The following is a 24,966-nucleotide window of genomic DNA, read 5'->3' as shown; positions in this document are numbered from 1 at the left end:
CCTCACCAAATCACCGTTCGGCCGACACAATCCCCCCACCGGCCCTGCTCAGACGGCACGACCGACCGAGACTTGCTGTCCCGCCCGGAGGATTCATGACCCCGCCCACCGCCTCTCATGATCCGTACGCAGACGATCCGTACGGTGACGAGGGCGACCAGCCGCTGGTTAGGCCGTACGCGATGACCGGCGGCCGGACCCGGCCGCGCTACCAGCTCGCCATCGAGGCGCTGATCAGCACCACGGCCGACCCGGCAGCGCTCATGGGGCTCCTGCCGGAGCACCAGCGCATCTGCCATCTGTGCCGTGAGGTGAAGTCGGTCGCGGAGGTCTCGGCACTGCTGTCCATGCCGCTCGGTGTGGCCCGGATCCTCGTGGCCGACCTCGCCGAGGCAGGCCTGGTCGCCATCCACCAGCCGGGTGGCGACGAAACCACCGGTGCGCCGGACGTGACACTGCTCGAAAGGGTGCTCAGTGGACTTCGCAAGCTCTAGCGGCGGTCCGGTCTCCACCGGACGGTCCACCACCTCCGCGAAGATCGTGGTGGCGGGTGGCTTCGGCGTGGGCAAGACCACGTTCGTCGGCGCCGTCTCGGAGATCAACCCGCTGCGCACAGAGGCCGTCATGACGTCCGCGTCGGCCGGCATCGACGACCTCACCCACACCGGGGACAAGACGACCACCACGGTCGCCATGGACTTCGGCCGCATCACCCTCGACCAGGACCTGATCCTGTACCTGTTCGGTACGCCCGGCCAGGACCGGTTCTGGTTCATGTGGGACGACCTGGTGCGCGGCGCGATCGGCGCTGTCGTCCTGGTCGACACCCGGCGCCTGGCGGACTGCTTCCCGGCGGTGGACTACTTCGAGAACAGCGGGCTGCCGTTCGTGGTGGCGCTCAACGGGTTCGACGGCCACCAGCCGTACCACCCGGAGGAGGTCCGCGAGGCCCTGCAGATCGGCCCGGACACCCCGATCATCACGACCGACGCCCGGCACCGCGCGGATGCGAAGTCCGCGCTGATCACGCTGGTGGAGCACGCTCTGATGGCCCGCCTGCGGTAGGAGCCAAATCTGCCGTGCCGCACGGCAGTTGTCCAACGGTTGTCGTAGACGCTCCGGAGCCGGCTGTGGCCTTTGACACGGCCGGCTCCGGTGTTCATAACGTTTCGGCAGAGGAATCGGCATACGCCACCACGCGTCGCGGTCGGCCGGTCTCGCTGCGCTCACGAAAGCCCCGTCTTTTGACGGGGCTCGTTCTTTATGACCGTTTTATCTGGCCCTTACAAGATCCCGATCCGGTGCTTCCCCATGTTTGGAACTGCACTGGTTGACGTGCTGGAATGCCTGAACTGCCCATTAGTCAAAGACGTACTCCGTGGTCGATGACGAACCGGGCTCTGAGACACTGCGGCACGACGTAGGTGCCCGCCGCCGAGAGGTTGTTGGTCGAGTGAGGCGAAGCAAGAACGGTCCCGAGCCGCCCGCGCGGGGCAACTTCACCCCGCCGCCGCGCGGTGCGGCGCCCGCCCCCGTGCCCGGCTCGGAGCCCGCGGCCGCCCCCGTCGAGAGCGGCGGCCGGCTGTCCCCGCGCAACTGGCGGGTGCCGACCCGGCTGAACGCGATCCTGCTCATACCCGTGCTGGTCGGCCTCGTCATGGGCGGCTTCCAGGTGAAGAGCTCGATCGACACCTGGCAGCAGGCCGAGGACGCCGAGAAGGTGGCGCTCCTCGTGCGCGCCGCCGACGAGTACGGCCAGGCTCTCCTCGACGAGCGTGACCTGAGCGCGCCCGACCTGCTCGCCGGCAAGGGCGTCACCGACGACGTCGAGAAGCTGCGGGCCGCCACCGACGCGGCCAAGCAGAACTTCGACGAGGCGGCCCAGGACCTTCCGCAGACGGCCTCGCTCAAGCGCCGTATGGAGCTGTTCGAGTCCAACGAGAGCAAGCTCGACGCGCTGCGCAAGGCCGCCTACACCGAAGCCATGGACCCGGTGAAGACCGAGGAGGGCTACGTCGCCGTCCAGCACGGTCTGATGGAGTTCGCCAACGAGCTGAACCTCGGCACCGGCAACATCACCAGCTACGGCCGTACCGTGTACGCCGTCTCGCTCGCCAAGGCCGCCGCCTCGCTGCAGCGCTCGATCGGCACGCACCTGCTGCTGCGCCCGAGCGACAAGCCCGAGGTGGCCACCCAGCAGCGCGTCTCGCTGGTCTCCTACCGCTACCTCGAGGGCATCGCGGTCAACGAGTTCGTCTCCGGCGCCACCCAGGGTGACGTCGACCGGCTCGACGAGGTCATGGCCGAGCAGCGCAAGGCCGTCGGTGACAAGGGCACCGCGGTCGACGCCGGCCAGACCTCCTCCACGCAGGGCGGCGCCTACTCCGCCATGCCCGCCGCCGACCGCATGGTCCAGGGCATCGCCTCCGGCGCCTTCAGCGCCGACCAGCTGGCGGAGAAGGGCGTCACCGTCCAGACCTGGATGGGTGCCTCCACCGCGAAGTTCGAGGGCTACAACACGGTCGAGACCGAGCTCGTGGACAAGGCCGTGGACGAGGCCCAGGTCATCGCCGACGACGCCAAGCAGGACGCCTTCGTCACCGGTGGCATCGTCGTCGTGGCCCTGCTCGCCGCGTTCATCCTGGCCGGCATGGTCGCCCGCCAGATGAGCCGTGCGATGCGCCAGCTGCGCAACGCCGCCTTCGGTATCGCCGAGCAGCGTCTGCCGATGCTGGTCGACCAGCTCTCGCGCACCGACCCCGGCCGCGTCGACACCCGGGTCGCGCCCATTCCGATCACGACCACGGACGAGATCGGCGAGGTCGCCCGCGCCTTCGACCAGGTCCACCGCGAAGCGGTCCGCCTCGCCGCCGAGCAGGCCCTGCTGCGGGGCAACATCAACGCGATCTTCACCAACCTGTCGCGCCGCAACCAGTCGCTGATCGAGGGCCAGCTGACCCTGATCACCGACCTGGAGAACAACGAGGCCGACCCGGACCAGCTGGAGAACCTCTTCCGGCTGGACCACCTCGCGACCCGTATGCGCCGCAACGGCGAGAACCTCCTGGTCCTCGCCGGCGAGGAGCCCGGCCGCCGCTGGGACCAGCCGGTCCCGCTGGTGGACGTGCTGCGCGCCGCCTCCTCCGAGGTGGAGCAGTACGAGCGCATCGAGCTGTCCGGCGTCCCCGAGGCCGACATCCACGGCCGCGCGGTCACCGACCTCGTGCACCTGCTCGCCGAGCTGCTGGAGAACGCGACGACGTTCTCCTCGCCGCAGACCAAGGTCCGCGTCACCGCGACCCGTCTGCCGGACGGCCGTGTGATGGTCGAGATCCACGACAAGGGCATCGGCCTCACGGCCGAGGACTTCGCGGACATCAACCACAAGCTGGCGAACCCGCCGACCGTGGACGCCGCGATCTCCCAGCGCATGGGCCTGTTCGTGGTCGGCCGGCTGTCCGACCGGCACGGCATCCGGGTCCAGCTGCGCCCCTCGGGCGAGCAGGCCGGTACGACGTCGCTGGTCATGCTGCCGGACGCGATCACCCACGGTGGTGGTGGCGAGCAGGCGATGGAGCGCGACGAGTTCACCGTCTCGCAGATCATCCCGGAGCAGCAGTTCCGCGGCGAGGACTTCGGCGGGCAGCAGGCCCAGCCGATGCGCACGGCCGCCGAGCTCGGCTTCGACGACAGCCGCTACACCGAGGTCCCCGACGACATCCGTGAGCTGGACCCGGTGGGCCGCTCCCTGATGCGCGAGGAGCGCCGCGCGGCCCTGGAGGCCCAGACGCACGGCCAGCAGCCGTCGCAGGACTCCGACGAGTCGTCGTCGTACGACGAGTTCACGGGTCACGGCTACGCGGGCGGCCAGAACGGCTACCCGGAGGAGTCCGGTGCGTACGGCCGCCAGACGTCGTACGAGGAGCAGCAGCAGCCCGCGTACGAAGAGCAGTACTACGCGCCCAACGGCGGTCTGCCGCAGGGGGACGGTTTCTCGTCCTCCGGCGGCTACCCCGAGCCGGGCTATGCGGAGGGCGGCCAGGAGCAGCACGCGACGGTGCCCACCGCCGGCCAGGACACCTTCTCCGGCTACCAGGAGCAGTCCTACCAGGCGGACTGGCAGCAGCAGGACGGCTACCAGAACGGCTACCCGGACCAGTACGCTCCGCAAGCGGAATCCACGCAGGCCGCTGACGCGAGTGAGCGGGACCGCGTAGGCTTCGACCGTCCGGATGCGGCTTCCTCCACCGGGCACGCGCTGACCGACGCCGGACTTCCGCGCCGCGGGTCCCCCGGCTCCACCGACGCCGGGCTCCCCCGTCGCGGGGCCACGGGCGGCAGCGCGAACGGCGCTCGGCCCGCGGACCGGGAAGCTCCGGCCTCCGCGCCGGAGGGCAACGGCGACACCTGGCGCTCGGCGAACGACGAGCGCTGGCAGCAGGCCGCGCAGCTGAGGAAGCCCAAGGCGGGCGGGGTCACCTCCTCCGGCCTGCCGAGGCGGGTGCCCAAGGCCAATCTGGTCGAAGGCACCGCGGAATCGACCCCGCAGGGCGGCCCACAGGTCTCCCGCGCCCCCGAGGACGTCCGGGGCAGGCTGAGCAACCTGCGCCGGGGTGTCCAGCGGGGACGCAGCGCAGGAAGTGAAACGAACGGCCAGGGCTTCGGTCCTGACAGCACCTACAACCAGGAGCGTTAGTGTGAGCCCGATGAGCCAGGCGGCACAGAACCTGAACTGGTTGATCACCAACTTCGTGGACAACACCCCTGGGGTGTCCCACACCGTGGTGGTCTCCGCCGACGGACTCCTTCTGGCGATGTCCGAAGGCTTCCCCCGCGACCGCGCCGACCAGCTCGCGGCCGTCGCCTCCGGTCTGACCTCGCTGACCGCCGGTGCCTCGCGCATCTTCGAGGGCGGCAGCGTGAACCAGACGGTTGTGGAGATGGAGCGGGGATTCCTCTTCATCATGTCCATTTCCGATGGTTCCTCGCTCGCGGTGCTGGCCCACCCGGAAGCGGACATCGGCCTCATTGGGTACGAGATGGCCCTTCTGGTGGACCGCGCGGGCACCGTACTGACCCCGGACCTGCGGGCGGAGCTCCAGGGGAGCCTGCTCAACTGACAGACGGACGGTGCGTTTTCGCCTCCCGAGACCGTAAGGTTTCGGGACGCGGCTCCACAGGTATGGGTGCCCGGCACAGTCGGAGGAGGAAGAAGTGGCAACACCCCCAGGCGGTTCATCGGGTAACTGGTCGTACGACCCTGCCCAGGGTCACGGCGACGGTTCCCAGAACCGGTACGACTTCCCCTCCACCCCGGGCCACCGGCAGCCGTACGTCCCGCAGGGCCCCGGTCCTTCGCCGTACGACCAGCCGCAGGCACCGCGCATCCAGCCCGTGCAGCCGCAGCGACGTGCCCCTGAGCCGGCGCCCGCCGGGGCGTCGCACAACCCCCTGGTGCGTCCGTACGCCATGACGGGCGGCCGCACCAGGCCGCGGTACCAGCTCGCCATCGAGGCGCTGGTGCACACCACCGCGGCTCCGCACCAGATGCAGGGCCAGCTGCCCGAGCATCAGCGGATCTGCAATCTGTGCCGGGAGATCAAGTCGGTGGCCGAGATCTCGGCCCTGCTCACGATCCCCCTCGGCGTGGCCAGGATCCTCGTCGCCGACTTGGCGGAGGCGGGCCTGGTCGCCATCCATCAGCCAGGCGGCGCCGAGAACGCCGGCGGCCAGCCAGACGTGACACTGCTCGAAAGGGTGCTCAGTGGACTTCGCAAGCTCTAGCGGCGGTCCTTCCCGCTCCACCACCTCCGCGAAGATCGTGGTGGCGGGCGGCTTCGGCGTGGGCAAGACCACGTTCGTCGGCGCCGTCTCGGAGATCAACCCGCTGCGCACAGAGGCCGTCATGACGTCCGCGTCGGCCGGCATCGACGACCTCACCCACACCGGGGACAAGACGACCACCACGGTCGCCATGGACTTCGGCCGTATCACCCTCGACCAGGACCTGATCCTGTACCTGTTCGGTACGCCCGGCCAGGACCGGTTCTGGTTCATGTGGGACGACCTGGTGCGCGGTGCGATCGGTGCGGTGGTGCTCGTGGACACCCGGCGCCTCGCCGACTGCTTCCCGGCCGTCGACTACTTCGAGAACAGCGGGCTGCCGTTCGTCATCGCCCTCAACGGCTTCGACGGGAACCAGCCGTACCAGCCGGAGGAGGTCCGCGAGGCCCTCCAGATCGGGCCGGACACCCCGATCATCACGACCGACGCGCGGCACCGTGCGGATGCCAAGTCGGCGCTGATCACGCTGGTGGAGCATGCGCTGATGGCGCGCCTGCGTTAAGAGAGTTGCCGGCTACTGAGCTGCCGCAGACTGTTGTTCGCCGTCTGCGGCGGCTCTTTGGTTTCTCGCGCAGTTCCCCGCGCCCCCAAAACCGAAGAAGCAGGGCCCCTCTCTTGCGAGAGGGGCCCTGCTTCTTCGTACGGCGTCGGGTCAGCGCCAGCTGTGCGGGGCACGGAAGCCCGGCTCGCGTTCCAGGCGGCGCCAGCCTGCTTTGGCGCGGCCGCGGTGGGCCGGGGCGGGGGTCGGCTGGGCGGCGGCGCGGGCGAGGAGGATGGCCGTCAGGGCGGCCACTTCCTCGGGCTCGGCGTGGCCCTTCTCGACGCGGATGTCAGGGAGGTTCATGGGTGTCAGTCTCCGTGGATGAGGTTTCCGCAGCGGGACGGCGGATGGTCGGCCGGGTTACTGCGGGGGGTTGCCGTGCTTGCGGGACGGCAGGTCGGCGTGCTTCGTGTGGAGCATCGCCAGGGACCGGATGAGCACCTCGCGGGTCTCGGCCGGGTCGATGACGTCGTCCACGAGGCCGCGCTCGGCCGCGTAGTACGGGTGCATCAGCTCGGCCTTGTACTCCTTGACCATCTTCTGCCGCATGGCCTCGGGGTCCTCGGCGTCGGCGATCTGCCGCCGGAAGATGACGTTGGCGGCACCCTCGGCGCCCATCACGGCAATCTCGTTCGTGGGCCACGCGTAGGTGAGGTCGGCACCGATGGACTGGCTGTCCATGACGATGTACGCACCTCCGTACGCCTTGCGCAGGATCAGGGAGATCCTCGGCACGGTGGCGTTGCAGTAGGCGTAGAGGAGCTTGGCGCCGTGCCGGATGATCCCACCGTGCTCCTGGTCCACACCAGGGAGAAAGCCGGGCACGTCCAGAAGAGTGACGATCGGGATGTTGAAGGCGTCGCACATCTGCACGAAGCGCGCGGCCTTTTCCGACGCCTCGATGTCCAGGACACCGGCGAGGCTCTGCGGCTGGTTGGCGACGATGCCGACGACCTGGCCGTCGAGCCGGGCCAGGGCACAGATGATGTTGCGGGCCCAGCGCTCGTGGACCTCCAGGTACTCGCCGTCGTCGACGATCTCCTCGATGACCTTGGTCATGTCGTACGGCCGGTTGCCGTCGGCCGGGACGAGGTCGAGCAGGACGTCCGAGCGGCGGTCCGGCGCGTCCGCGGACTCCGCGCGCGGCGGGTTCTCGCGGTTGTTCTGCGGCAGGAGCGAGAGGAGGTAGCGCACCTCGGCGATGCACGTCTCCTCGTCGTCGTAGGCGAAGTGGCAGACGCCGGAGGTCTCGGCGTGGACGTCGGCGCCGCCGAGGCCGTTCTGGGTGATCTCCTCGCCGGTCACCGCCTTGACCACGTCGGGGCCGGTGATGAACATCTGCGAGGTCTCGCGGACCATGAACACGAAGTCCGTCAGGGCCGGCGAGTACGCCGCGCCGCCCGCGCACGGGCCGAGCATCACCGAGATCTGCGGGATGACACCGCTGGCCCGGGTGTTGCGCTGGAAGATGCCGCCGTAGCCGGCGAGGGCGCTGACGCCCTCCTGGATGCGGGCGCCCGCGCCGTCGTTGAGCGACACGAGCGGGGCGCCGGCCGCGATGGCCATGTCCATGATCTTGTGGATCTTCGTGGCGTGGGCCTCGCCCAGCGCTCCGCCGAAGATCCGGAAGTCGTGCGCGTACACGAAGACCGTCCGGCCCTCGACCGTGCCCCAGCCGGTGATGACACCGTCGGTGTACGGCTTCTTCGCCTCCAGGCCGAAGCCCTGGGCGCGGTGCCGGCGCAGCTGCTCGACCTCCCGGAAGGAGCCGGGGTCCAGGAGCAGCTCGATGCGCTCCCGCGCGGTCAGCTTGCCCTTGGCATGCTGTGCCGCTGTCGCCTTCTCGCTCGGTCCGGCCACCGCCTGCGCACGGATCTCGTGCAGCTCGGCGACCCGCCCGCGCGCGTCGGTGGGCTCACCCGTCGTCTCTTCCAAAACGGTCATGTAGTGACCTTACGAAGCCCACCAAGGATTGCGAGCCGTCGACTCTGTACAGTCTCCGGCCCGTTTTCCTGGTGCGACTGAACAGAACCGTAGGTCCATGCAGGCGTTTCGACTGCTCAGAGGGCATAGGGGCTGTAGGGGTCCGACAAAAACAGTTAGGGGTGTCGCCGATCACCACGGTAGGCCATCCGCAGGACGCCCCGGATCGACCCTGCCGAAGATGTTGAACTTTGAACGGAATAGGTCTACCGTCGTTCTCGTTGAGCTCGTTGAACATTCAACAGCTTCCGTCCCCTCAAGGAGCACACCATGGGCATCTTCGGCCGCAAGGACAGCGACAGCACCACGACCGCCACCGCCCCGGTGAACCCGGACCTGGCCGCGCTGACCGGCGACTACACCATCGACGCCGCGCACACCACGCTCGGCTTCGTCGCCCGGCACGCGATGGTGACCAACGTCAAGGGCAAGTTCCTCGACTTCTCCGGCTCGCTGCACCTCGACGGCACCGACCCGGCCCGGTCCTCCGCCTCGCTCGACGTCAAGATGGACAGCATCGACACCGGCAACGCCGACCGCGACGGTCACCTGAAGAGCGCCGACTTCTTCAAGACCGACGAGTTCCCGACGATGACCTTCCGCTCCACCAAGGCCGAGGCCCTCGGCGGGGACGACTACCGCATCACCGGCGACCTCTCGATCCTCGGTGTCACCCGGCCGCTCACCATCGACCTGGAGTTCAACGGCGCCGCGAAGGACCCGTTCGGCAACGAGCGCGTCGGCTTCGAGGGCAAGGCCGAGATCCTGCGCTCCGAGTGGGGCCTGACCTGGAACGCGGCGCTGGAGACGGGTGGCGTCCTCGTCTCCGACAAGATCAAGCTGAACTTCGACATCTCGGCGATCAAGAACGCCTGACGCCCGACCGCACTGAGCGCGCCCGCCCTCATCCCCTCACCGGGGAGGGCGGGCGCTCGGCGTTTCAGAACCCGCCCCCGAAGTCCCCTCCCCCACCGAAGTCCCCGCCCCCGCCTCCGCCGAAGTCGCCTCCCCCGAAGCCGCCGCCGAAGTCACCGGCGTCGAAGTCACCGCCGGAGACGTCGCCGCCCTCGTAACCGCCGCCGCCGAAGTCGCCGTAGCCGGAGCCGTAGTCGGTGGCGTACGCCGGGGTGGCCATGGCGCTGCCGAGCATGGTGCCGATGAGCAGGCCGGGCAGGAGGCCGCCGCCGAAGTAGCCGCCGGCCCAGGGGCCGTAGGCGGGACCGGCGTCCCAGTAGGGGCGGCGGCCGGAGACGGTGTCCACCTCACGGACGAGGGGATCGCGGCCGTCGGCGAGTCGGGCCTGGTCGGCGGCGCAGACCGGGACCTGCCGGGTCGCGCCGGCCTGGGGCGTCCACTCCACGTCCGCCACCGAGGGGCCGTGCCGCGGATCGAAGAAGCAGGGCGGCCGGCGCTCGGGCAGCGGCCTGCCCTCGCGGCGGGCCGCGAGCCGGGCGAGCGAGAAGCGGCCGTCCTCCAGCGCCTGCGTCACCGCGCGCACGTCCTCCGGCCTGCGGGCCTGTTCCATCAGCCGTTTCGCCTGCTCGTAGGAGTCCAGGGCATGGGAGTAGTCCTCGCGCATGGCGTCGTCGGCGCCGGGTTCGGCCGGCTGGAAGTCGAGGCGGTCCAGTTCCTCGCCGTACGCGGTGATGTCCTCGTCGACGACGACCCGCAGCTTCTCCAGCGCCTCGCGCTGGGCCTGTTCGTGCCGGCGCCGGTTGCGGCGGACCAGGGTGTAGGCGCCCGCGCCGCCCGCCGCGAGGACCGCGCCGAGGGTGACGAGCGTGCCGGTCGAGGCCCCGCCCCGGTCACCGGAGTCCCAGCTCGACGGCGCCGAGCCGCCCATGTTGGCCACAGCCCGGTCGGTGAAGTCGCTCAGCTGGGTGGCGGGATCGTCCACGCCCTGGACGCTCTGGACGAGATTGGCCACGGCGCCGCGCGGCAGGACGGAGGAGTCGGCGCGGGCGTCGAAGCGGTCGCCGACGCGGATCGCGTACAGGCCGGTGATCCCGGTGGCGGCCCGCAGATCCCGGAACAGGGTCCCGGTGGGCTGGTCGGCGGGCAGGACCGCGACGAACACGGGCTTGTCGGCACCCTCGATCCTCTTGACCAGGGCCTCCGCGTCGGAGTCGGAGAGCTGGTCCTGGGCCCCGGGGGCGACGTACACCGGGCTCTCGCGGAGAGCCTCGGCGATGGTCGACACAGCGGTGGCCGCAGCGGCGGGCGGGGCGCCCGCCGTCAGCAGAGTCAGGACGGCGAACGCCAGCGCGATCAGCAGACCGGCGGGCCCTCGGGCCGTGGGCACGACCTTCATACCATCGAAGCTACCCGAAGTTACCCGAAGAGACCCTAACCGGTCATACTTCCCTGCGGTCAGGCCGCCCGGTAGGCAGCCGCCAGCTTCGTCACGGCCGCGCCGTAGCGCCCGGTGAGCGCCAGGTGCTCCGCCTCCGCGAAGGGCTTCGCGAGCGCGGCCGTGATGTGCTGTCCGGCCTTGGCCTGCACGATCAGCCGGGCCTTCGCGACCAGCGCGCGGCCGGCCTCGTCCGCCCCGGCCCGCTCGGCCGCGGCCGCCGCCACCCCGAGGGCCTTCAGGGTCACGGCTCCGCCGCCGGGCGCCTTGCTGCCGGTGGTCAGGCCCCACCCGTAGGGGTACTGCGGGTCGTACGCCGCGTCCCCGACGTTGATCGGCAGCTGTGCCTCGGACTTCGGCCAGGTGACGGGCAGCTGCCCGGTGAACGGCCGCCGCCCGTACAGCACGTCCGCGACTCCGGCGCCCTCGGTGCCCGGCAGCCAGGACGCCACCAGCGCGTCGATGCCGCCCAGCCGGTCGCCGACCAGCTGCGGGCGCCCGGACACGATCAGCACCGCGCACTTCATCGCCGCGCACACCTTGTCGACCGCGGCCCGGTCGGCGGCGGACAGCTCCAGGTCGTGGCCGTTGCCGACATCGCCCATGCCCTCGGCGTACGGGGTCTCCCCCACGACGACCACACCGACGTCGTGGCCGGTGGTCGGGGCCGAGGCGTCCTTGGACCAGGTGACATCCCCTCCGGCCTCGCGCAGCCCCTCCAGTACGGTCGTGCCCGGGGTGATGTCTCCGGACGCGCCCTGCCAGGTGATGGTCCAGCCGCCGGTCTGGTTGCCGATGTCGTCGGCGTCGGACCCGGCGACGTACACCTTCTGGCTCTTCTTCAGCGGCAGCAGCCCCCCGTCGTTCTTCAGCAGCACCTGCGACTTCGCCGCCGCCTCCCGGGCGACCGCCCGGTGCGCGGCCGAGCCGATGGCCGCGGCGCCGGACGTGTCGGCGTACGGCTTCTCGAACAGCCCCAGCCGGAACTTCTGCGTGAGGATGCGGGCCACGGCGTCGTCGATGCGCGACTCGGCGATCCGTCCGGCGCGGACCTCGGCGACCAGCGTCGTACGGAAGTCCTTGTAGGCGTACGGCACCATGATCATGTCGAGGCCGGCGTTGACGGACGTCCGCACGTCCGAGGCGAGGTCGCCGGGGATCTGGTCGATGGCGGCCCAGTCGCTGATGACGAAGCCCTCGAAGCCCATACGGTCCTTCAGGACGCCGTTGATCATGTCGGCGCGGGCGTGCATCTTGACCGGTCCGCGGCCGTCGCCGATCAGGTCGAGGGAGGAGTAGGAGGGCATGACCGAGCCGACTCCGCGGTCGACCGCGCCCTGGTACGGGGCCAGGTGCACGGCCTCCAGTTCCTCGCGGGTGACCTTGGTGACGCCCTGGTCGATGGTGTAGCTGCCGGTGGTGGAGGAGCCGTAGGCGGTGCCGCCGTCGCCGACGAAGTGCTTGGCGGTGGCCAGTACCTTGTCGTCCCGGTCCAGGTCCTTGCCGTTCGCGCGGCCCTGCAGGCCCTGGATCACCGTCTCCATCGACTCGACGAGCGCGGGGTCCTCGCCGAAGGACTCGTACGACCGGCCCCACCGCTCGTCGCGGGTGACGCACAGACAGGGCGCGAAGTCCCAGGGCACGCCGGTGGCACGGACTTCGGCGGCGGTCACCGCGCCCGTGCGGCGGGCGAGTTCGGGGTCACGGGCCGCGCCGATGCCGATGTTGTGCGGCATGACGGTGGCGCCGACCAGGTTGTTGTGGCCGTGCACCGCGTCCACGCCGTAGATGAGGGGGATCTGGAACCGGGTGGCCTGCGCCCGCAGCTGGAACCCGTCGATCATCCTGGCCCATGCCTCGGCCGTGTTGGGCGTCGGCGTGGAGCCGCCGCCGGAGAGCAGCGAGCCGAGTGCCTGCGCGGCGATGTCCCCCGGGTCGGCGGCGACCGCGCCGCGCTCGGCCTGGGTCATCTGACCGGCCTTCTCCTCCAGGGACATCCGGGAGAGCAGATCGGCGACGCGCCGCTTCACCGGGAGCTTCGGGTCGAGGTACGGCAGCCCGTGCGCGTCGATGACGACCTGCGGGTTCTCGGCGGGAGCCTTGGCGCCGGTGACGGTGAGCGCGACCGGGACGGTCTCGGCGTGCTCGGCGGAGTCGTCGTGGAGGGTGGAGACGCGCAGGGTGCGGGTGGTGCCGGAGGGGGTGCCGGCGGGGAAGGTGACGGTGCCGGAGGCCGCCGTGAAGTCCTTGCCGGGCTCGGCGGTGCCGTTCGGGCCGGTCTCGTAGGCGACGGTCACCGGCTCGTCGATGGGGGCGCCCCCGATGGTGCCGAGGGTGAGCCCGATGGTGGCGGTGCCGCCCTCCTCGACGGGGTGCACGGCGGTGTCGGTGGTGACGGACACCCGCCTCGACTGGTCGGCGCGGCCGTAGAGCTCGACGCCGTCGAGGGCGAACTCGCCCTTCAGGCCCACCGGGAGGGTGAGGGCGTAGCCCCAGGTCTGGTCAAGGCCGAGGATCTGGTCGATGCCGCCGACGGGCTGGTAGTCCGTGCGGTACGTGAACGCGGTGAAGGGCAGCTCGATCTGCTTCCAGCCGGTGAAGTCGTCGGCGAAGGACGTCGTCCACAGCTCGGAGGCCTCGCCGTTCGCGCCGCCGTCCTTCAGCTCGAAGGCGATGCTCCGGCCCGTTCCGTGTCCCTCCCACCACAGGCGTACGCCCTTGTGGGCGGACCAGTCGTGGGCGGGCTCGGCGAAGGCGAAGTCGTGGGTGAAGCCGCCCCAGCCGCTGATGTCGTACGTCCCGGAGAGCACCTTGTCGCCCTCGGGGGCGTCGGGGCGGGCCCGGAGGGTGAGGGCGGGGTGGTCGTCGGTGTCGCTGCCCCAGGTGAAGAGGCCGCCGACGGGGGGATCGGCGAAGGGGACCTCGCCCTCGAAGCGGTCGACGGGCACGGGGGCGGGGTCGTCGGCGGCCTGGGCGGCGCCGGCCACCGCAGGGAGCAGACCGGTGAGCAGGGTGGCGCAGGCGAGCAGGGCGGTTCTTCGCATGAAGCGGTCCCTCGACTCTCGTCACGGCTTAGATCACGGCGTGAGTTAACTGGTGAACCCTGGCACCGTCAAGACTTCACGTCAGAACTGATACGCGCGTAACCAGCGGCCGGATCTGGGGTGTTGTCGTTTCGAGTAATGAACGCGTGAGCCCTTGACGGGCTGGCGGAGCCGTCATTTACTCACGGCTCGCACGCCTCCCCACCCCACTTCCAGAAGGGCGGCGCACCATGAGGAGATCCATCGGGCTGCTGCTGGCCGGGCTGCTGACGACGGCCGGTCTCACGGCGGTGACCCCCGCGCAGGCCGCGGGCGAGCAGGTCAGCGTATGGCTGACGACCACGGACGACTCCGGCGGACGGCATGTGGTCCGCGGGCTCCAGCCGCAGACGCCGTTCGCCTTCCAGGCCGGCGCGGGCGGGGCCGGCGAGAACATCACCGTCGACGAGAACACCCGCTACCAGACCTTCACCGGCGGCGGCGCCTCCTTCACCGACACCGCCGCCTGGCTGATGGACGGCAGCGGGGCCCTGTCGCAGGCGACCCGGGACGACACCATGCGCAAGCTGTTCTCGCCGACGGAGGGCATCGGGCTGTCGTTCCTGCGCAACCCCATGGGCGCCTCCGACCTCGCGCGCTTCGGCTACACCTACGACGACGTCCCCGCGGGCCAGACGGACCCCGACCTGTCGGAGTTCACCCTCGCCCATGACCTTCAGGACGTCGTCCCGCTGACCCGGCAGGCCCGGCAGCTCAACCCCGCGCTGACGGTGATGGCCTCGCCGTGGACCGCGCCGGCCTGGATGAAGGACAGCGGGCAGCTCAACGGGGGCTGGCTGAAGGCGGAGTACTACGGGGCCTACGCGGACTACTTCGTGAAGTACGTCCAGGGCTACCGGGACCAGGGCATCCCGATCTCCTACGTGACCGCGCAGAACGAGCCGACCTGCTGCTCCGGCTACCCGTCGATGAGCTGGAACGCCTCGGGGCTGGCCTACTTCACGAAGAACGAGCTGCTCCCGAAGCTCGCCGCGGCAGGGCTGTCCACCAAAGTCCTGGCCCACGACTGGAACTGGTCCGACTACGACGCCTACGCCGCCCAGACGGTGAACGACCCGGCAGTCCGCTCCCACCCGAACTTCGGCGGCATCGCCTGGCACGGCTACGGCGGTGACGTCGCCGAGCAGAGCGCCGTGCACGACCAGTACCCACAGCTGGACGCCTTCGGCACCGAGCACTCGGGCGGCACCTGGATCGCCCACCAGCAGCGCGAGGACATGATGAACATCATCGACTACACCCGCAACTGGGCGAAGTCGGTGACGAAGTGGTCCCTGGCCGTGGACCAGAACATGGGCCCGCACAACGGCGGTTGCGGCGTCTGCACGGGCCTGGTGACGGTCCACAACGGCGACGCGCGGCACGGCCAGGTCGACCTCACCGTCGAGTACTACACGATGGGCCACCTCACGAAGTTCGTCCGCCCGGGCGCCCAGCGGATCGCCTCGACGGCGTCCTCCGCGGTCCCGAACGTGGCCTGGCGCAACCCGGACGGCTCCAAGGCGCTGATCGCGTACAACGACTCGACGTCGGCCCGCACGGTGACGGTCAACTGGGGTGGGCAGCACGCCACTTACTCGCTGCCCGGCCGCACCTCCGCGACCTTCACCTGGACGGGCACCCAGTCCGGGGGCGGCGACACGACCGGGTCCTTCGTCGGCCTGGCGGGCAAGTGCCTGGACGTGGCCGGCGGTTCCACCGCCAACGGCACGGCCGTGCAGCTGTACGACTGCAACGGCACGTCGGCCCAGCGCTGGACGGTCCGCGCGGACGGTTCCGTCCAGGCCCTCGGCAAGTGCCTGGACGTCACGGGCGGCTCCGTGTCCGACGGGGCGAAGGTCCAGCTCTACGACTGCAACGGCACGGGAGCCCAGCGCTGGTCCTACAACCCCTCGACGGGAGACGTGGTGAACCTCGCCGCGAACAAGTGCCTCGACGTCACGGACAACTCCCCGGCGAACGGGGCGCGGGCCCAGATCTGGTCCTGCACGGGGGCAGCCAACCAGAAGTGGGCCCTGCGCTAGAGGGGGACAGCCGGCGTCACTGCGCCGGCTGTACTCCCGCCCGCAGCAGGCCGTACGTGTAGGCGTCCTCCAGGGCCTGCCAGGAGGCCGCGATGACGTTGGCGGCCACGCCCACGGTGGACCACTCGCCGGTGCCGTCGCTGGTGGAGATGAGGACCCTCGTCGTGGACTGGGTGCCGTGGACGCCCTCCAGGATGCGGACCTTGTAGTCCACGAGCTCCAGCTTGGCGAGCTGCGGGTAGATCTTCTCCAGGGCGACCCTGAGGGCGCGGTCGAGGGCGTTGACGGGGCCGTTGCCCTCGGCCGTGGAGACGAGGCGTTCGCCCTTGGCCCAGAGTTTGACGGTGGCCTCGTTGGCGTGGGTGCCGTCGGGGCGGTCCTCGACGATGGCGCGCCAGGACTCCACCTCGAAGTAGCGCAGGGGCCGGCCGCCCTGCACCTCGGTGCGCAGCAGGAGTTCGAAGCTGGCGTCGGCCGCCTCGTAGGTGTAGCCCTTGAGTTCGCGCTCCTTGACCCGCTCGACGACGCGGGCCACCAGCTCACGGTCGCCGCCCAGGTCGATGCCCAGTTCCTTGCCCTTGAGCTCCACGGACGCGCGGCCGGCCATGTCGGAGACCAGCATGCGCATGGTGTTGCCGACCTGCTCGGGGTCGATGTGCTGGTAAAGGTCCGGGTCGACCTTGATGGCGGAGGCGTGCAGGCCGGCCTTGTGGGCGAAGGCCGAGACGCCGACGTAGGGCTGGTGCGTGGAGGGGGTGAGGTTGACGACCTCCGCGATGGCGTGCGAGATCCGCGTCATCTCCCGCAGCCGGCCCTCCGGCAGCACCTTCTTGCCGTACTTCAGTTCCAGGGCGGCGACGACCGGGAAGAGGTTGGCGTTGCCGACGCGCTCGCCGTAGCCGTTGGCCGTGCACTGGACGTGGGTCGCGCCCGCGTCCACCGCGGCCAGGGTGTTCGCCACGGCGCAGCCCGTGTCGTCCTGGGCGTGGATGCCGAGACGGGCGCCGGTGTCGGCGAGGACCGTCGAGACGACGGCCTGGATCTGGGCGGGGAGCATGCCGCCGTTGGTGTCGCACAGGACGACCACGTCGGCGCCCGCCTCCGAGGCCGTGCGGACGACCGACTTGGCGTACTCGGGGTTCGCGCGGTAGCCGTCGAAGAAGTGCTCGCAGTCGACGAAGACCCGGCGGCCCTGCTCCTTCAGGTACGACACCGTGTCGCGGACCATGTCCAGGTTCTCGTCCAGGGTCGTGCGCAGGGCCAGTTCCACATGGCGGTCGTGGGACTTGGCGACCAGGGTGATCACCGGGGCGCCGGAGTCGAGGAGGGCCCTGACCTGCGGGTCCTCGGCGGCGGTGGTGCCCGCGCGGCGCGTCGAGCCGAAGGCGACCAGCTGGGCGTGCTGGAAGTCGATCTCCTGCTGGGCGCGGGCGAAGAACTCGGTGTCGCGCGGGTTCGCCCCCGGCCAGCCGCCCTCGATGAAGCCCACGCCGAACTCGTCCAGGTGCCGTGCGATGGCCAGCTTGTCGGCGACGGTGAGGTTGATGCCCTCCCGCTGGGCGCCGTCGCGCAGGGTGGTGTCGAAGACGTGGAACGAGTCGTCGAGTTCGCTGGTTGCCGAATCGGTCGTCGCGGTCATGGTCTCAAGGCTCCTGTTGTGGATCTTCGGTCTTACCGGAATGACCGGCTCCACCATCCCCCCATGGTCCCTCGCGCTGGTGCTCCCCGGCTGCGGGTGGGCCAGAAAAGCGAAAAACCCCTCGCGGGTGCGAGAGGTCTGCGCGCGGGTCGAGGACGACGGTGTCCGCCCGTACCTGGTCGTACGAAGGCGGTCACTGCGGACCGGCGCGCCTGCTGCCAATAATCATGGCGAACGAGAGCACGGGGGCAGTCTGGCACAGACCGCCCCCGTGTACCGGGGGTGTCTCAATATGCGAGCTCAGGCGTCCACCAGCAGCACCTCGGCCAGGAACTCCCGCACATGGCCGAGGATCAGGTCCCGGTCCGTGCCGCGCAGGCCGATGGCCACATGGATGGCGAAGCCGTCGAGCAGGGCGCGCAGCCGGGCCGCGAAGCGGTCGGGGTCCAGGGGGCGGAACTCGCCGCGCGAGATGCCCTCGGCGACCAGCGCCACCAGGTCGCGGTGCCAGACGCCCTCGATCTCCGACTGGCGGTCGCGCGCGGCCTCCTCGGCGTTCTGCGAGCGGTTCCACACCTCCAGCCACAGCGTCCAGTGCGGGTCGCGGTGGCCGTCGGGGACATAGAGGTCGACGTAGGCGTCGAGGCGTTCGCGGGCGCTCGCCGGGCGGGCGAGCAGGCGGCGGCGCTCGTCGCCGAGGCGGCTCTCGCTCCACTCCAGGGTCTGCAGCAGCAGTTCGTCCTTGGAGTGGAAGTAGTAGAGGAGATGGCCGCTGCTCATGCCGACCTCGCGGCCGAGCGCCGCCATGGTGAGCTTCTCCAGACCGCGCTCGGCGATCATCTCCATGGCGGCGGCCAGCACCTCCTCGCGGGGCGGGGCCGGGGTACGGCGGCGGGAGGTCACGCGGCGGCCTCCGCACGGACGGCGTCCGGGACGGAGCGGGTCCGGTGGCCTTCGCCGGACCGCCGTCCGGCCGGGGCGGACAGGCCGTCCCGGCCGGGGTACCCGGGCATCTCGTCGAGCCACCGGTCGGGCTCGGTCGGCCGTCGGCCACCGGCCGCGCAGAGAGGTACGTTCACCCGTATGTTCTACCTGACGCGTGCTACCCGGCGGTCACCTTGGGCTGCTGCTGCGTGATGCAGTGGATGCCGCCGCCGCCCGCGAAGATCGCCCGGGCGTCGACCAGGGTCACCGTCCGCTCGGGGAACAGCCGGCGGAAGATGCCGGCCGCGATCTCGTCGTTCGGGTCGTCGAAGCCGCACAGCACGACGCCGCCGTTGCACAGGTAGTGGTTGATGTAGGAGTAGTCGACCCAGTCGCCCTCCTCGTCGCGCAGGACGGTGGGCGCGGGGATCTCGACGACCTCCAGGGTGCGGCCCCGGGCGTCGGTCTGGCCGCGCAGGATGTCGACGTAGAGCTGGGAGCGGGCGTGGTCGGGGTGCGCGGGGTTCTTCTGGCTGTGCACGACGACCGTGCCGGGCTTCGCGAAGGCCGCGACGATGTCGACGTGGCCCTGCGTGCCGTACATGCCGTAGTCGCCGGCGAGGCCGTGCGGAAGCCAGATGGCCTTGGTGGTGCCTAGCTTGGCGTGGATCTCCGCCTCGACCTGCTCACGGGTCCAGTCGGGGTTGCGGCCGGAGCCGAGCTGCACGGTGTCGGTCAGCAGGACGGTGCCCTCGCCGTCGACGTGGATGGCGCCGCCCTCGTTGACCAGCGGCGACGGCAGTACGGGGACCCCGGTGAGGTCCGCGACATGCCGGGCGATCTTGGAGTCGTGCTCCCAGCGGGCCCAGTCCTGGCCGCCCCAGCCGTTGAACACCCAGTCCACGGCGGCCAGCCGGCCCTCGGCGTCCTTCACGAAGGTGGGGCCGATGTCGCGCATCCAGGCGTCGTCGAGCTCGCGCTCCACCAGGTCGATGTCCGGGCCGAGCAGTTCGCGGGCGGAGTCGCCCTGGCCGGGGCCGTGCACCACCGTCACGGGCTCGAAGCGGCGTACCGCGCGGGCCACGGACGCCCAGGCCGCGCGGGCCTCGGCCAGTTCCCCGGCGTTGGTGAAGGTCGGGTTGGGGCCCGGCCAGGCCATCCAGGTGCGCTCGTGCGGATCCCACTCGGCGGGCATGCGGTAGGTCATGAGCAGTCCTAATCAGAGGAAGTAGAGGCGGTTGAGGGAGACGGAGTCGGCCGGTTCCGAGCGCAGAGGCTCCCCGTCCAGTGTCACGAGGCCCGTGCGCTGGTCGACGTCCACTTGCCCGGTACGGGAGTTCAGCCGCAGGTCGGCCGGGCCGATGCCGCGCGTGCCGCGTACGGCGACCCGGCGGCGGCGGGTCGGCATGGTGTCGTGGCCCTGGTCGAGGGCGGCCTGGGCGACGAACGCGACCGAGATGTCGGCGGGCGTGGCACCGAAAGCGCCGAACTGCGGGCCCAGTACCAGGGGTTCGCAGGTGTCGGTGGCCGCGTTGGGGTCGCCGACGACGCCGTACGCGGGGAAGCCGGACTTCAGCACCAGTTGCGGCTTGGCGCCGAAGTACTCCGGGCGCCACAGCACGATGTCGGCGAGCTTGCCGGCCTCGATGGAGCCGACCTCGTGGGCGAGGCCGTGGGCGATGGCCGGGTTGATGGTCAGCTTGGCCATGTAGCGCAGCACGCGCTCGTTGTCGTGGCCGACGCCGGGGTCGCCGAGCTCGGCCTTCATCTTGCCGGCCATGGCGAACGTACGGCGGACGGTCTCGCCGGCGCGGCCCATGCCCTGCGCGTCGGAGGAGGTGATGCCGATCGCGCCCAGGTCGTGCAGGACGTCCTCGGCGCCCATGGTCCCGGCGCGGATGCGGTCGCGGGCCATGGCGGCGTCGCCGGGCAGGTCGGTCTTCAGGTCGTGGACCGAGACGATCATGCCGTAGTGCTCGGCGACCGCGTCCCGGCCGAAGGGCAGGGTGGGGTTGGTGGAGGAGCCGATGACGTTCGGGACGCCCGCCATCTTCAGGACGTTCGGGACGTGTCCGCCGCCGCAGCCCTCGATGTGGAAGGCGTGGATGGTCCGGCCTTCGAGCACCTTCAGCGTGTCCTCGACCGAGAGGCACTCGTTCAAGCCGTCGCTGTGCAGGGCCACTTGGACGTCGTGCTCCTCGGCGACGCGCAGGGCGGTGTCCAACGCCCTGGTGTGGGCGCCCATGTCCTCGTGCACCTTGAAGCCGGACGCGCCGCCCTCGGCGAGGGCCTCGATCAGGGGCGCCTCGTGGGAGGACGAACCCCGGCCCAGAAAGCCGATGTTGACGGGCCAGGCGTCGAAGGCGTTGAAGGCGTGCTTCAGCGCCCAGGGGGAGTTGACGCCGACGCCCCACACCGGGCCGAACTCCTGGCCGATGACCGTGGTGACGCCGGAGGCGAGCGAGGCCTCCATGATGCGCGGCGACAGCAGGTGGACATGGGTGTCGACGGCTCCGGCGGTGGCGATGAGCCCTTCACCGGAGACGATGGAGGTGCCGGTGCCGACGACGACGTCGACGCCGTCCAGGGTGTCGGGGTTGCCGGCCCGGCCGATGGAGCAGATGCGGCCCTCGCGGATGCCGATGGAGACCTTGCGGATGCCCTGAGCGGCGTCGATGACGACGACGTTGCTGATGACGACGTCACAGGTCTCGCGGACGGCGGCGGCCTTGAGGTGCAGTCCGTCGCGGGCGGTCTTGCCGAAGCCGGCCAGGAACTCGTCGCCGTACCTCTGGGCGTCGGACTCGACCTTCACGGTCAGGCCGGAGTCGCCGAGGCGGATGCGGTCGCCGGCGCGGGGGCCGTGCGTGGCGGCGTACTCGTACGGGGTGAGACGACGGGCTTCGGCGGGGTGCCCTCCGGGGCGGCTCATCGGTTGACCTCCTCGACTGGAACTCCCAGATATCCGCAGGCGGCTGCCCGGCGCAGCGCCTCCTCGCGCGCTCCCGGCGCGTCCAGCGGTCCGTCGACGAGCCCGGCGAAGCCGATCGCGATCCGGTCGCCGCCGATCGGCAGGAGACCCACCTCGGCGCTCTCGCCGGGCCCGAAGCGCACGGACGATCCGGCGGGCACGGCGAGCCGCATGCCGTAGGCCTGCTCGCGGACGAAGTCCAGGCGCGGGTTGGCCTCGAAGAAGTGGAAGTGCGAGGTGACCGAGACGGGCACGCGCGCGGTGTTGGTGACGGTGAGCCGGACGACCGGCTCGGGGTCGGCGTGCTCGGGGCCCGGCAGCAGCGCGCCGGGGGCCTCGGCGCCGAGGCCGCCGCCGATCGGGTCGGTGACCACCGCGAGCCGGGAGCCGTCGTCGAAGACGGCCTCGACGTGCACCTCGGTGACGACGTCGGCGACGCCGGGCAGCACGTCGTCGGGGCCGAGCACCGAGCGGGCGGCCTCGATGGCCTCGGCCAGCCGCCTGCCGTCGCGGGCGGCCTCGCAGACGGTGTCCGCGATGAGGGCGGTCGCCTCCGGGACGTTCAGCCGCAGGCCACGGGCCCTGCGGGCGCGGGCCAGCTCGGCGGCTCCGAAGAGCAGCAGCCGGTCACGTTCCGTGGGGGTGAGTCTCATGACGCGGGCACCTCCTTGCCTTCCACAGGTTAGAGCACCACTCTAAACACGAGATTCCCACGACGGAAACATTGACGTAGGACCTTCGAGAACGTCACATTGAACGCCGCTCAAAACTACAAGGTGGCTGATCAAAGGAGACCCGCCCATGCCGATGGAACAGCACGGAGTGGACACCATCCCCGACGAGGAACGCACCAGCGGTCCGCGTGACCTCGTATCGATCCTGCTCGGGTCGAATCTCTGTCTCGGAGTGATCGTCTTCGGCTGGCTCCCGCCGTCCTTCGGGCTCGGCTGGTGGGCTTCGGTCAGCTCCATCGTGGTCGGCACGCTGGTCGGCACGGCCTTCACCGCGCCGCTCGCGCTGATCTCGCTGCGCACGGCCACCAACCTCTCGACGTCCTCCGGCGCCCAGTTCGGGGTGCGCGGCCGGCTGGTCGGCTCGGTGGTCGGGCTGCTGCTGGCCCTCGGCTACACCGCGCTGACGGTGTGGATCGGCGGCGACGTGACCGTCACCGTGCTCGGCAGGCTGATCGGCCTGCCCGCGAACGACCTGTCGTACGTCCTGGTCTACGGCCTGCTCGCCGCGGCCACCGTCGCGGGCGCGGTCTACGGCTACAAGGTCCTGCTGGCGATGTCCCGCATCCTCGCCGTGGGCATGACGGCCCTGCTGATCCTCGGCGTGATCGCGTACGCCCCGGACTTCTCGACGGGCGCGCTGCCGGAGGCCGGCGGCTATCTGCTGGGCGGGTTCTGGCCGACCTGGCTGCTGGCCGCGGTCGCCGCGGGCCTGTCGGGCCCGGTCGCCTTCATCACCCTGCTCGGCGACTACACCCGCTACATCTCCCCCGCCCGCCACTCCTCGCGCAAGGTGCTGCACGCGACCTGGCTCGGGCTGATCCTCGGCCTGCTGGTGCCGCAGCTCTTCGGCACCTTTACGTCGTACGCCGCCAAGGCCGCCCTCGACTACGCCGGCCCGCTCGCCGCGACCGCCCCGGCCTGGTACCTGCTCCCGCTGCTGATCGCCGCCTCGGCCGGGTCGGTCGGCAACGCGGGCCTGATGCTCTACTCGATGGGCCTCGACCTCGACGCGATCCTGCCCCGGCTGTCGCGGGCCAAGGCCACCTGTGTGGTCGCGGTGGTCGCCACCGTCTCCGTGTTCCTCGGCCACTACTTCTCCGACACGCAGTCCGCGATGACCTCCTTCGTGCTGCTGCTCACCGCGATCGGCACGCCGTGGGCGGTCATCACCCTCATCGGCTTCGTCCGCTGCGGCGGCCAGTACGACGCCGACGCCCTGCAGGTCTTCAACCGCCGCGCGAAGGGCGGGATCTACTGGTACCGCGGCGGCTGGAACCTCGCCGCGACCGTGTCCTGGGCCCTGGGCGCCGCGGTCGGTTGTCTCGCCGTGGCGCTGCCGTCGTACGAGGGTCCGCTGCTGGCACTGACCGGCGGGGTGGACTGCAGCTTCCTGCTGTCGGGGGCCGTGGGCGGTCTGGCCTACCTGCTGCTGACGTGGTCGGCGCCGGTGAGCCGCCCGGCGGTCGCGGACGAGGCGGAGCCGCAGCGCGCGCCCGCGATATGAGCAGCCGCGGCCCGGGGCGACTCATCCGGGCCGCAGGCTCACTCTCCCGTACGGCTTCCCGTACGCCTTCCTGTACGACGGCGAGGGCCGGACCCGGCGTTCTCGCCAGGTCCGGCCCTCGTCGGGGTGGTGGTGGGGATCAGGCCAGCTGGTGCATCCAGCCGTGCTTGTCCTCGGCCGTGCCGCGCTGGATGTCGAGCAGCGCCTGACGCAGCCTCAGGGTGACCTCGCCGGGCTCGCCGCCGGACTGCTGCCACTCGGCGCCGTCGGTCTTGACCGTGCCGACCGGCGTGATGACGGCGGCCGTGCCGCAGGCGAAGACCTCGGTGAGGGTGCCGTTCTCGGAGTCGCGGCGCCACTGGTCGAGGGAGACGCGGCCCTCCTCGGCCTGGTAGCCCAGGTCGCGGGCGACGGTGAGGAGGGAGTCGCGGGTGACGCCCTCCAGGATGGAGCCGGTGAGGGACGGGGTGACGATCTTGTCGCCGTACACGAAGTACAGGTTCATGCCGCCGAGCTCCTCGACCCACTGGTGCTCGACCGCGTCGAGGTAGCAGACCTGGTCGCAGCCCTGGGCGGCGGCCTCGGCCTGGGCGAGCAGGGACGCGGCGTAGTTGCCGCCGGTCTTGGCGTCGCCCATGCCGCCGGGGACGGCGCGGACGCGGTCCTGCGAGACCCAGATGGAGACCGGCTTCACACCGCCGGGGAAGTACGCGCCGGCCGGGGAGGCGATGACCAGGAAGAGGTACTCGTTGGCGGGCTTCACGCCCAGGCCGACCTCGGTCGCGATCATGAAGGGGCGCAGGTAGAGGGACTCCTCGCCGCCGTGCGCCGGGACCCAGGCCCGGTCCTGGCGGACGAGGACGTCACAGGCCTCGATGAAGGTCTCCACGGGCAGCTCGGGCATGCCGAGGCGGCGGGCGGAGGACTGGAAGCGCTGCGCGTTCTTCTCGGGGCGGAAGGTGGCGACGGACCCGTCGGGGCGGCGGTAGGCCTTGAGGCCCTCGAAGATCTCCTGGGCGTAGTGCAGGACGGTCGTGGCCGGGTCGAGCGAGAGCGGCGCGTACGGCACGAGCTGACCGTCGTGCCAGCCGCGGCCTTCCGTCCACTTGATGGTCACCATGTGGTCGGTGAAGTGGCGGCCGAACCCGGGGTTGGCCAGGATGGCCTCCCGCTCCGCGCTGGAGAGCGGGTGGGCGGAGGGCTTCAGCTCGATCGTGGGCGTCGTCATGAGTGGTTGTCCTTCACCGGTTGTAGTGACGGGCCGCGCTCCCGCCCGAACGGCCGTTTCCGGCCTGCGCAAGGACCGTTTCCGGCCAGTGCTAGGACGTCCGAGCTTTCCCTCATTCCG

20 protein-coding genes are annotated in these 24,966 nt (G+C 70.8%); 9 read left to right on the top strand and 11 right to left on the bottom strand.

Features of this window, described 5'->3' with window-relative positions:
* The first annotated feature begins 95 nt into the window (after nt 1-95).
* The 6 genes from ACIQ6Y_RS36260 to ACIQ6Y_RS36235 all read left to right on the top strand — a co-directional run bounded on the left by ACIQ6Y_RS36260 (nt 96) and on the right by ACIQ6Y_RS36235 (nt 6,346).
* Complete coding sequence (locus ACIQ6Y_RS36260; protein WP_399652334.1) at nt 96-494, top strand: DUF742 domain-containing protein; 399 nt, start codon at nt 96-98, stop codon at nt 492-494.
* Nucleotides 475-1,065 (top strand): GTP-binding protein, encoded by a 591-nt coding sequence (locus tag ACIQ6Y_RS36255; protein ID WP_399652336.1) that lies wholly within the window; start codon nt 475-477, stop codon nt 1,063-1,065. The genes ACIQ6Y_RS36260 and ACIQ6Y_RS36255 overlap by 20 nt, the downstream gene beginning before the upstream one ends.
* 388 nt (nt 1,066-1,453) lie before the next feature.
* On the top strand, nt 1,454-4,696 hold the full coding sequence (locus ACIQ6Y_RS36250; RefSeq protein WP_404046257.1) for a nitrate- and nitrite sensing domain-containing protein: 3,243 nt from the start codon (nt 1,454-1,456) through the stop codon (nt 4,694-4,696).
* A gap of 10 nt (nt 4,697-4,706) precedes the next feature.
* Nucleotides 4,707-5,120, top strand: coding sequence for a roadblock/LC7 domain-containing protein (locus tag ACIQ6Y_RS36245; RefSeq protein ID WP_004983065.1), 414 nt, complete (start codon nt 4,707-4,709; stop codon nt 5,118-5,120).
* Between the two features lie 94 nt (nt 5,121-5,214).
* Entirely contained in the window at nt 5,215-5,784 is a 570-nt protein-coding gene (locus ACIQ6Y_RS36240) for a DUF742 domain-containing protein (RefSeq protein ID WP_404046256.1), read from the top strand.
* A complete protein-coding gene (locus ACIQ6Y_RS36235; RefSeq protein WP_404046253.1) occupies nt 5,765-6,346 on the top strand; it encodes a GTP-binding protein in 582 nt (193 codons plus the stop codon). Before ACIQ6Y_RS36240 ends, ACIQ6Y_RS36235 begins: the two co-directional genes overlap by 20 nt.
* Nucleotides 6,347-6,496: 150 nt before the next feature.
* On the opposite strand, the gene ACIQ6Y_RS36230 is transcribed toward ACIQ6Y_RS36235, so the two are convergent.
* Nucleotides 6,497-6,688, bottom strand: a complete 192-nt coding sequence (locus tag ACIQ6Y_RS36230) for an acyl-CoA carboxylase subunit epsilon (protein WP_404046250.1) — start codon at nt 6,686-6,688, stop codon at nt 6,497-6,499.
* A 57-nt stretch (nt 6,689-6,745) separates the two neighbouring features.
* The gene (locus ACIQ6Y_RS36225) at nt 6,746-8,329 is read right to left on the bottom strand and encodes an acyl-CoA carboxylase subunit beta (RefSeq protein ID WP_404046247.1); all 1,584 of its coding nucleotides are present in this window, start codon (nt 8,327-8,329) and stop codon (nt 6,746-6,748) included.
* A 309-nt stretch (nt 8,330-8,638) separates the two neighbouring features.
* Between ACIQ6Y_RS36225 and ACIQ6Y_RS36220 the strand changes: the two genes are divergently transcribed.
* A complete protein-coding gene (locus tag ACIQ6Y_RS36220) occupies nt 8,639-9,244 on the top strand; it encodes a YceI family protein (RefSeq protein ID WP_404046244.1) in 606 nt (201 codons plus the stop codon).
* 64 nt (nt 9,245-9,308) lie between these two features.
* Here ACIQ6Y_RS36220 and ACIQ6Y_RS36215 read toward each other — a convergent pair whose 3' ends face one another.
* Both ACIQ6Y_RS36215 and ACIQ6Y_RS36210 read right to left on the bottom strand, forming a co-directional pair.
* On the bottom strand, nt 9,309-10,679 hold the full coding sequence (locus ACIQ6Y_RS36215; protein ID WP_404046242.1) for a hypothetical protein: 1,371 nt from the start codon (nt 10,677-10,679) through the stop codon (nt 9,309-9,311).
* Between the two features lie 59 nt (nt 10,680-10,738).
* Nucleotides 10,739-13,762, bottom strand: a complete 3,024-nt coding sequence (locus ACIQ6Y_RS36210) for a glycoside hydrolase family 3 protein (protein ID WP_404046239.1) — start codon at nt 13,760-13,762, stop codon at nt 10,739-10,741.
* A 230-nt stretch (nt 13,763-13,992) separates the two neighbouring features.
* Here ACIQ6Y_RS36210 and ACIQ6Y_RS36205 point away from each other — a divergent pair, with 230 nt between their 5' ends.
* Nucleotides 13,993-15,846: a ricin-type beta-trefoil lectin domain protein gene (locus tag ACIQ6Y_RS36205; RefSeq protein WP_404046237.1), complete on the top strand. Its 1,854-nt coding sequence runs from the start codon at nt 13,993-13,995 to the stop codon at nt 15,844-15,846.
* A gap of 16 nt (nt 15,847-15,862) precedes the next feature.
* Here the strand turns inward: ACIQ6Y_RS36205 and cimA are convergent, their stop codons facing one another.
* From cimA to ureA, 6 genes are all read right to left on the bottom strand, one after another.
* Nucleotides 15,863-17,485: a citramalate synthase gene (gene cimA / locus ACIQ6Y_RS36200; protein ID WP_404046235.1), complete on the bottom strand. Its 1,623-nt coding sequence runs from the start codon at nt 17,483-17,485 to the stop codon at nt 15,863-15,865.
* Nucleotides 17,486-17,785: 300 nt separating this feature from the next.
* Nucleotides 17,786-18,331 (bottom strand): TetR/AcrR family transcriptional regulator, encoded by a 546-nt coding sequence (locus tag ACIQ6Y_RS36195; RefSeq protein WP_404046642.1) that lies wholly within the window; start codon nt 18,329-18,331, stop codon nt 17,786-17,788.
* A gap of 53 nt (nt 18,332-18,384) precedes the next feature.
* Nucleotides 18,385-18,564, bottom strand: coding sequence for a hypothetical protein (locus tag ACIQ6Y_RS36190; RefSeq protein WP_404046232.1), 180 nt, complete (start codon nt 18,562-18,564; stop codon nt 18,385-18,387).
* A 23-nt stretch (nt 18,565-18,587) separates the two neighbouring features.
* Complete coding sequence (locus tag ACIQ6Y_RS36185) at nt 18,588-19,616, bottom strand: agmatine/peptidylarginine deiminase (protein ID WP_404046229.1); 1,029 nt, start codon at nt 19,614-19,616, stop codon at nt 18,588-18,590.
* 12 nt (nt 19,617-19,628) lie between these two features.
* The gene (locus ACIQ6Y_RS36180) at nt 19,629-21,341 is read right to left on the bottom strand and encodes an urease subunit alpha (protein WP_404046227.1); all 1,713 of its coding nucleotides are present in this window, start codon (nt 21,339-21,341) and stop codon (nt 19,629-19,631) included.
* Nucleotides 21,338-22,033 (bottom strand): urease subunit gamma, encoded by a 696-nt coding sequence (ureA, locus tag ACIQ6Y_RS36175; protein WP_404046224.1) that lies wholly within the window; start codon nt 22,031-22,033, stop codon nt 21,338-21,340. Before ureA ends, ACIQ6Y_RS36180 begins: the two co-directional genes overlap by 4 nt.
* A gap of 148 nt (nt 22,034-22,181) precedes the next feature.
* Here ureA and ACIQ6Y_RS36170 point away from each other — a divergent pair, with 148 nt between their 5' ends.
* The gene (locus ACIQ6Y_RS36170; RefSeq protein WP_404046221.1) at nt 22,182-23,618 is read left to right on the top strand and encodes a cytosine permease; all 1,437 of its coding nucleotides are present in this window, start codon (nt 22,182-22,184) and stop codon (nt 23,616-23,618) included.
* A gap of 139 nt (nt 23,619-23,757) precedes the next feature.
* Here ACIQ6Y_RS36170 and ACIQ6Y_RS36165 read toward each other — a convergent pair whose 3' ends face one another.
* On the bottom strand, nt 23,758-24,846 hold the full coding sequence (locus tag ACIQ6Y_RS36165; RefSeq protein ID WP_404046218.1) for a branched-chain amino acid aminotransferase: 1,089 nt from the start codon (nt 24,844-24,846) through the stop codon (nt 23,758-23,760).
* Between the last annotated feature and the right edge of the window lie 120 nt (nt 24,847-24,966).

The organism is Streptomyces sp. NPDC096205 (assembly GCF_044763135.1).
Taxonomy (GTDB): domain Bacteria; phylum Actinomycetota; class Actinomycetes; order Streptomycetales; family Streptomycetaceae; genus Streptomyces.
This window is presented reverse-complemented; position numbering and strand designations above follow the sequence as displayed.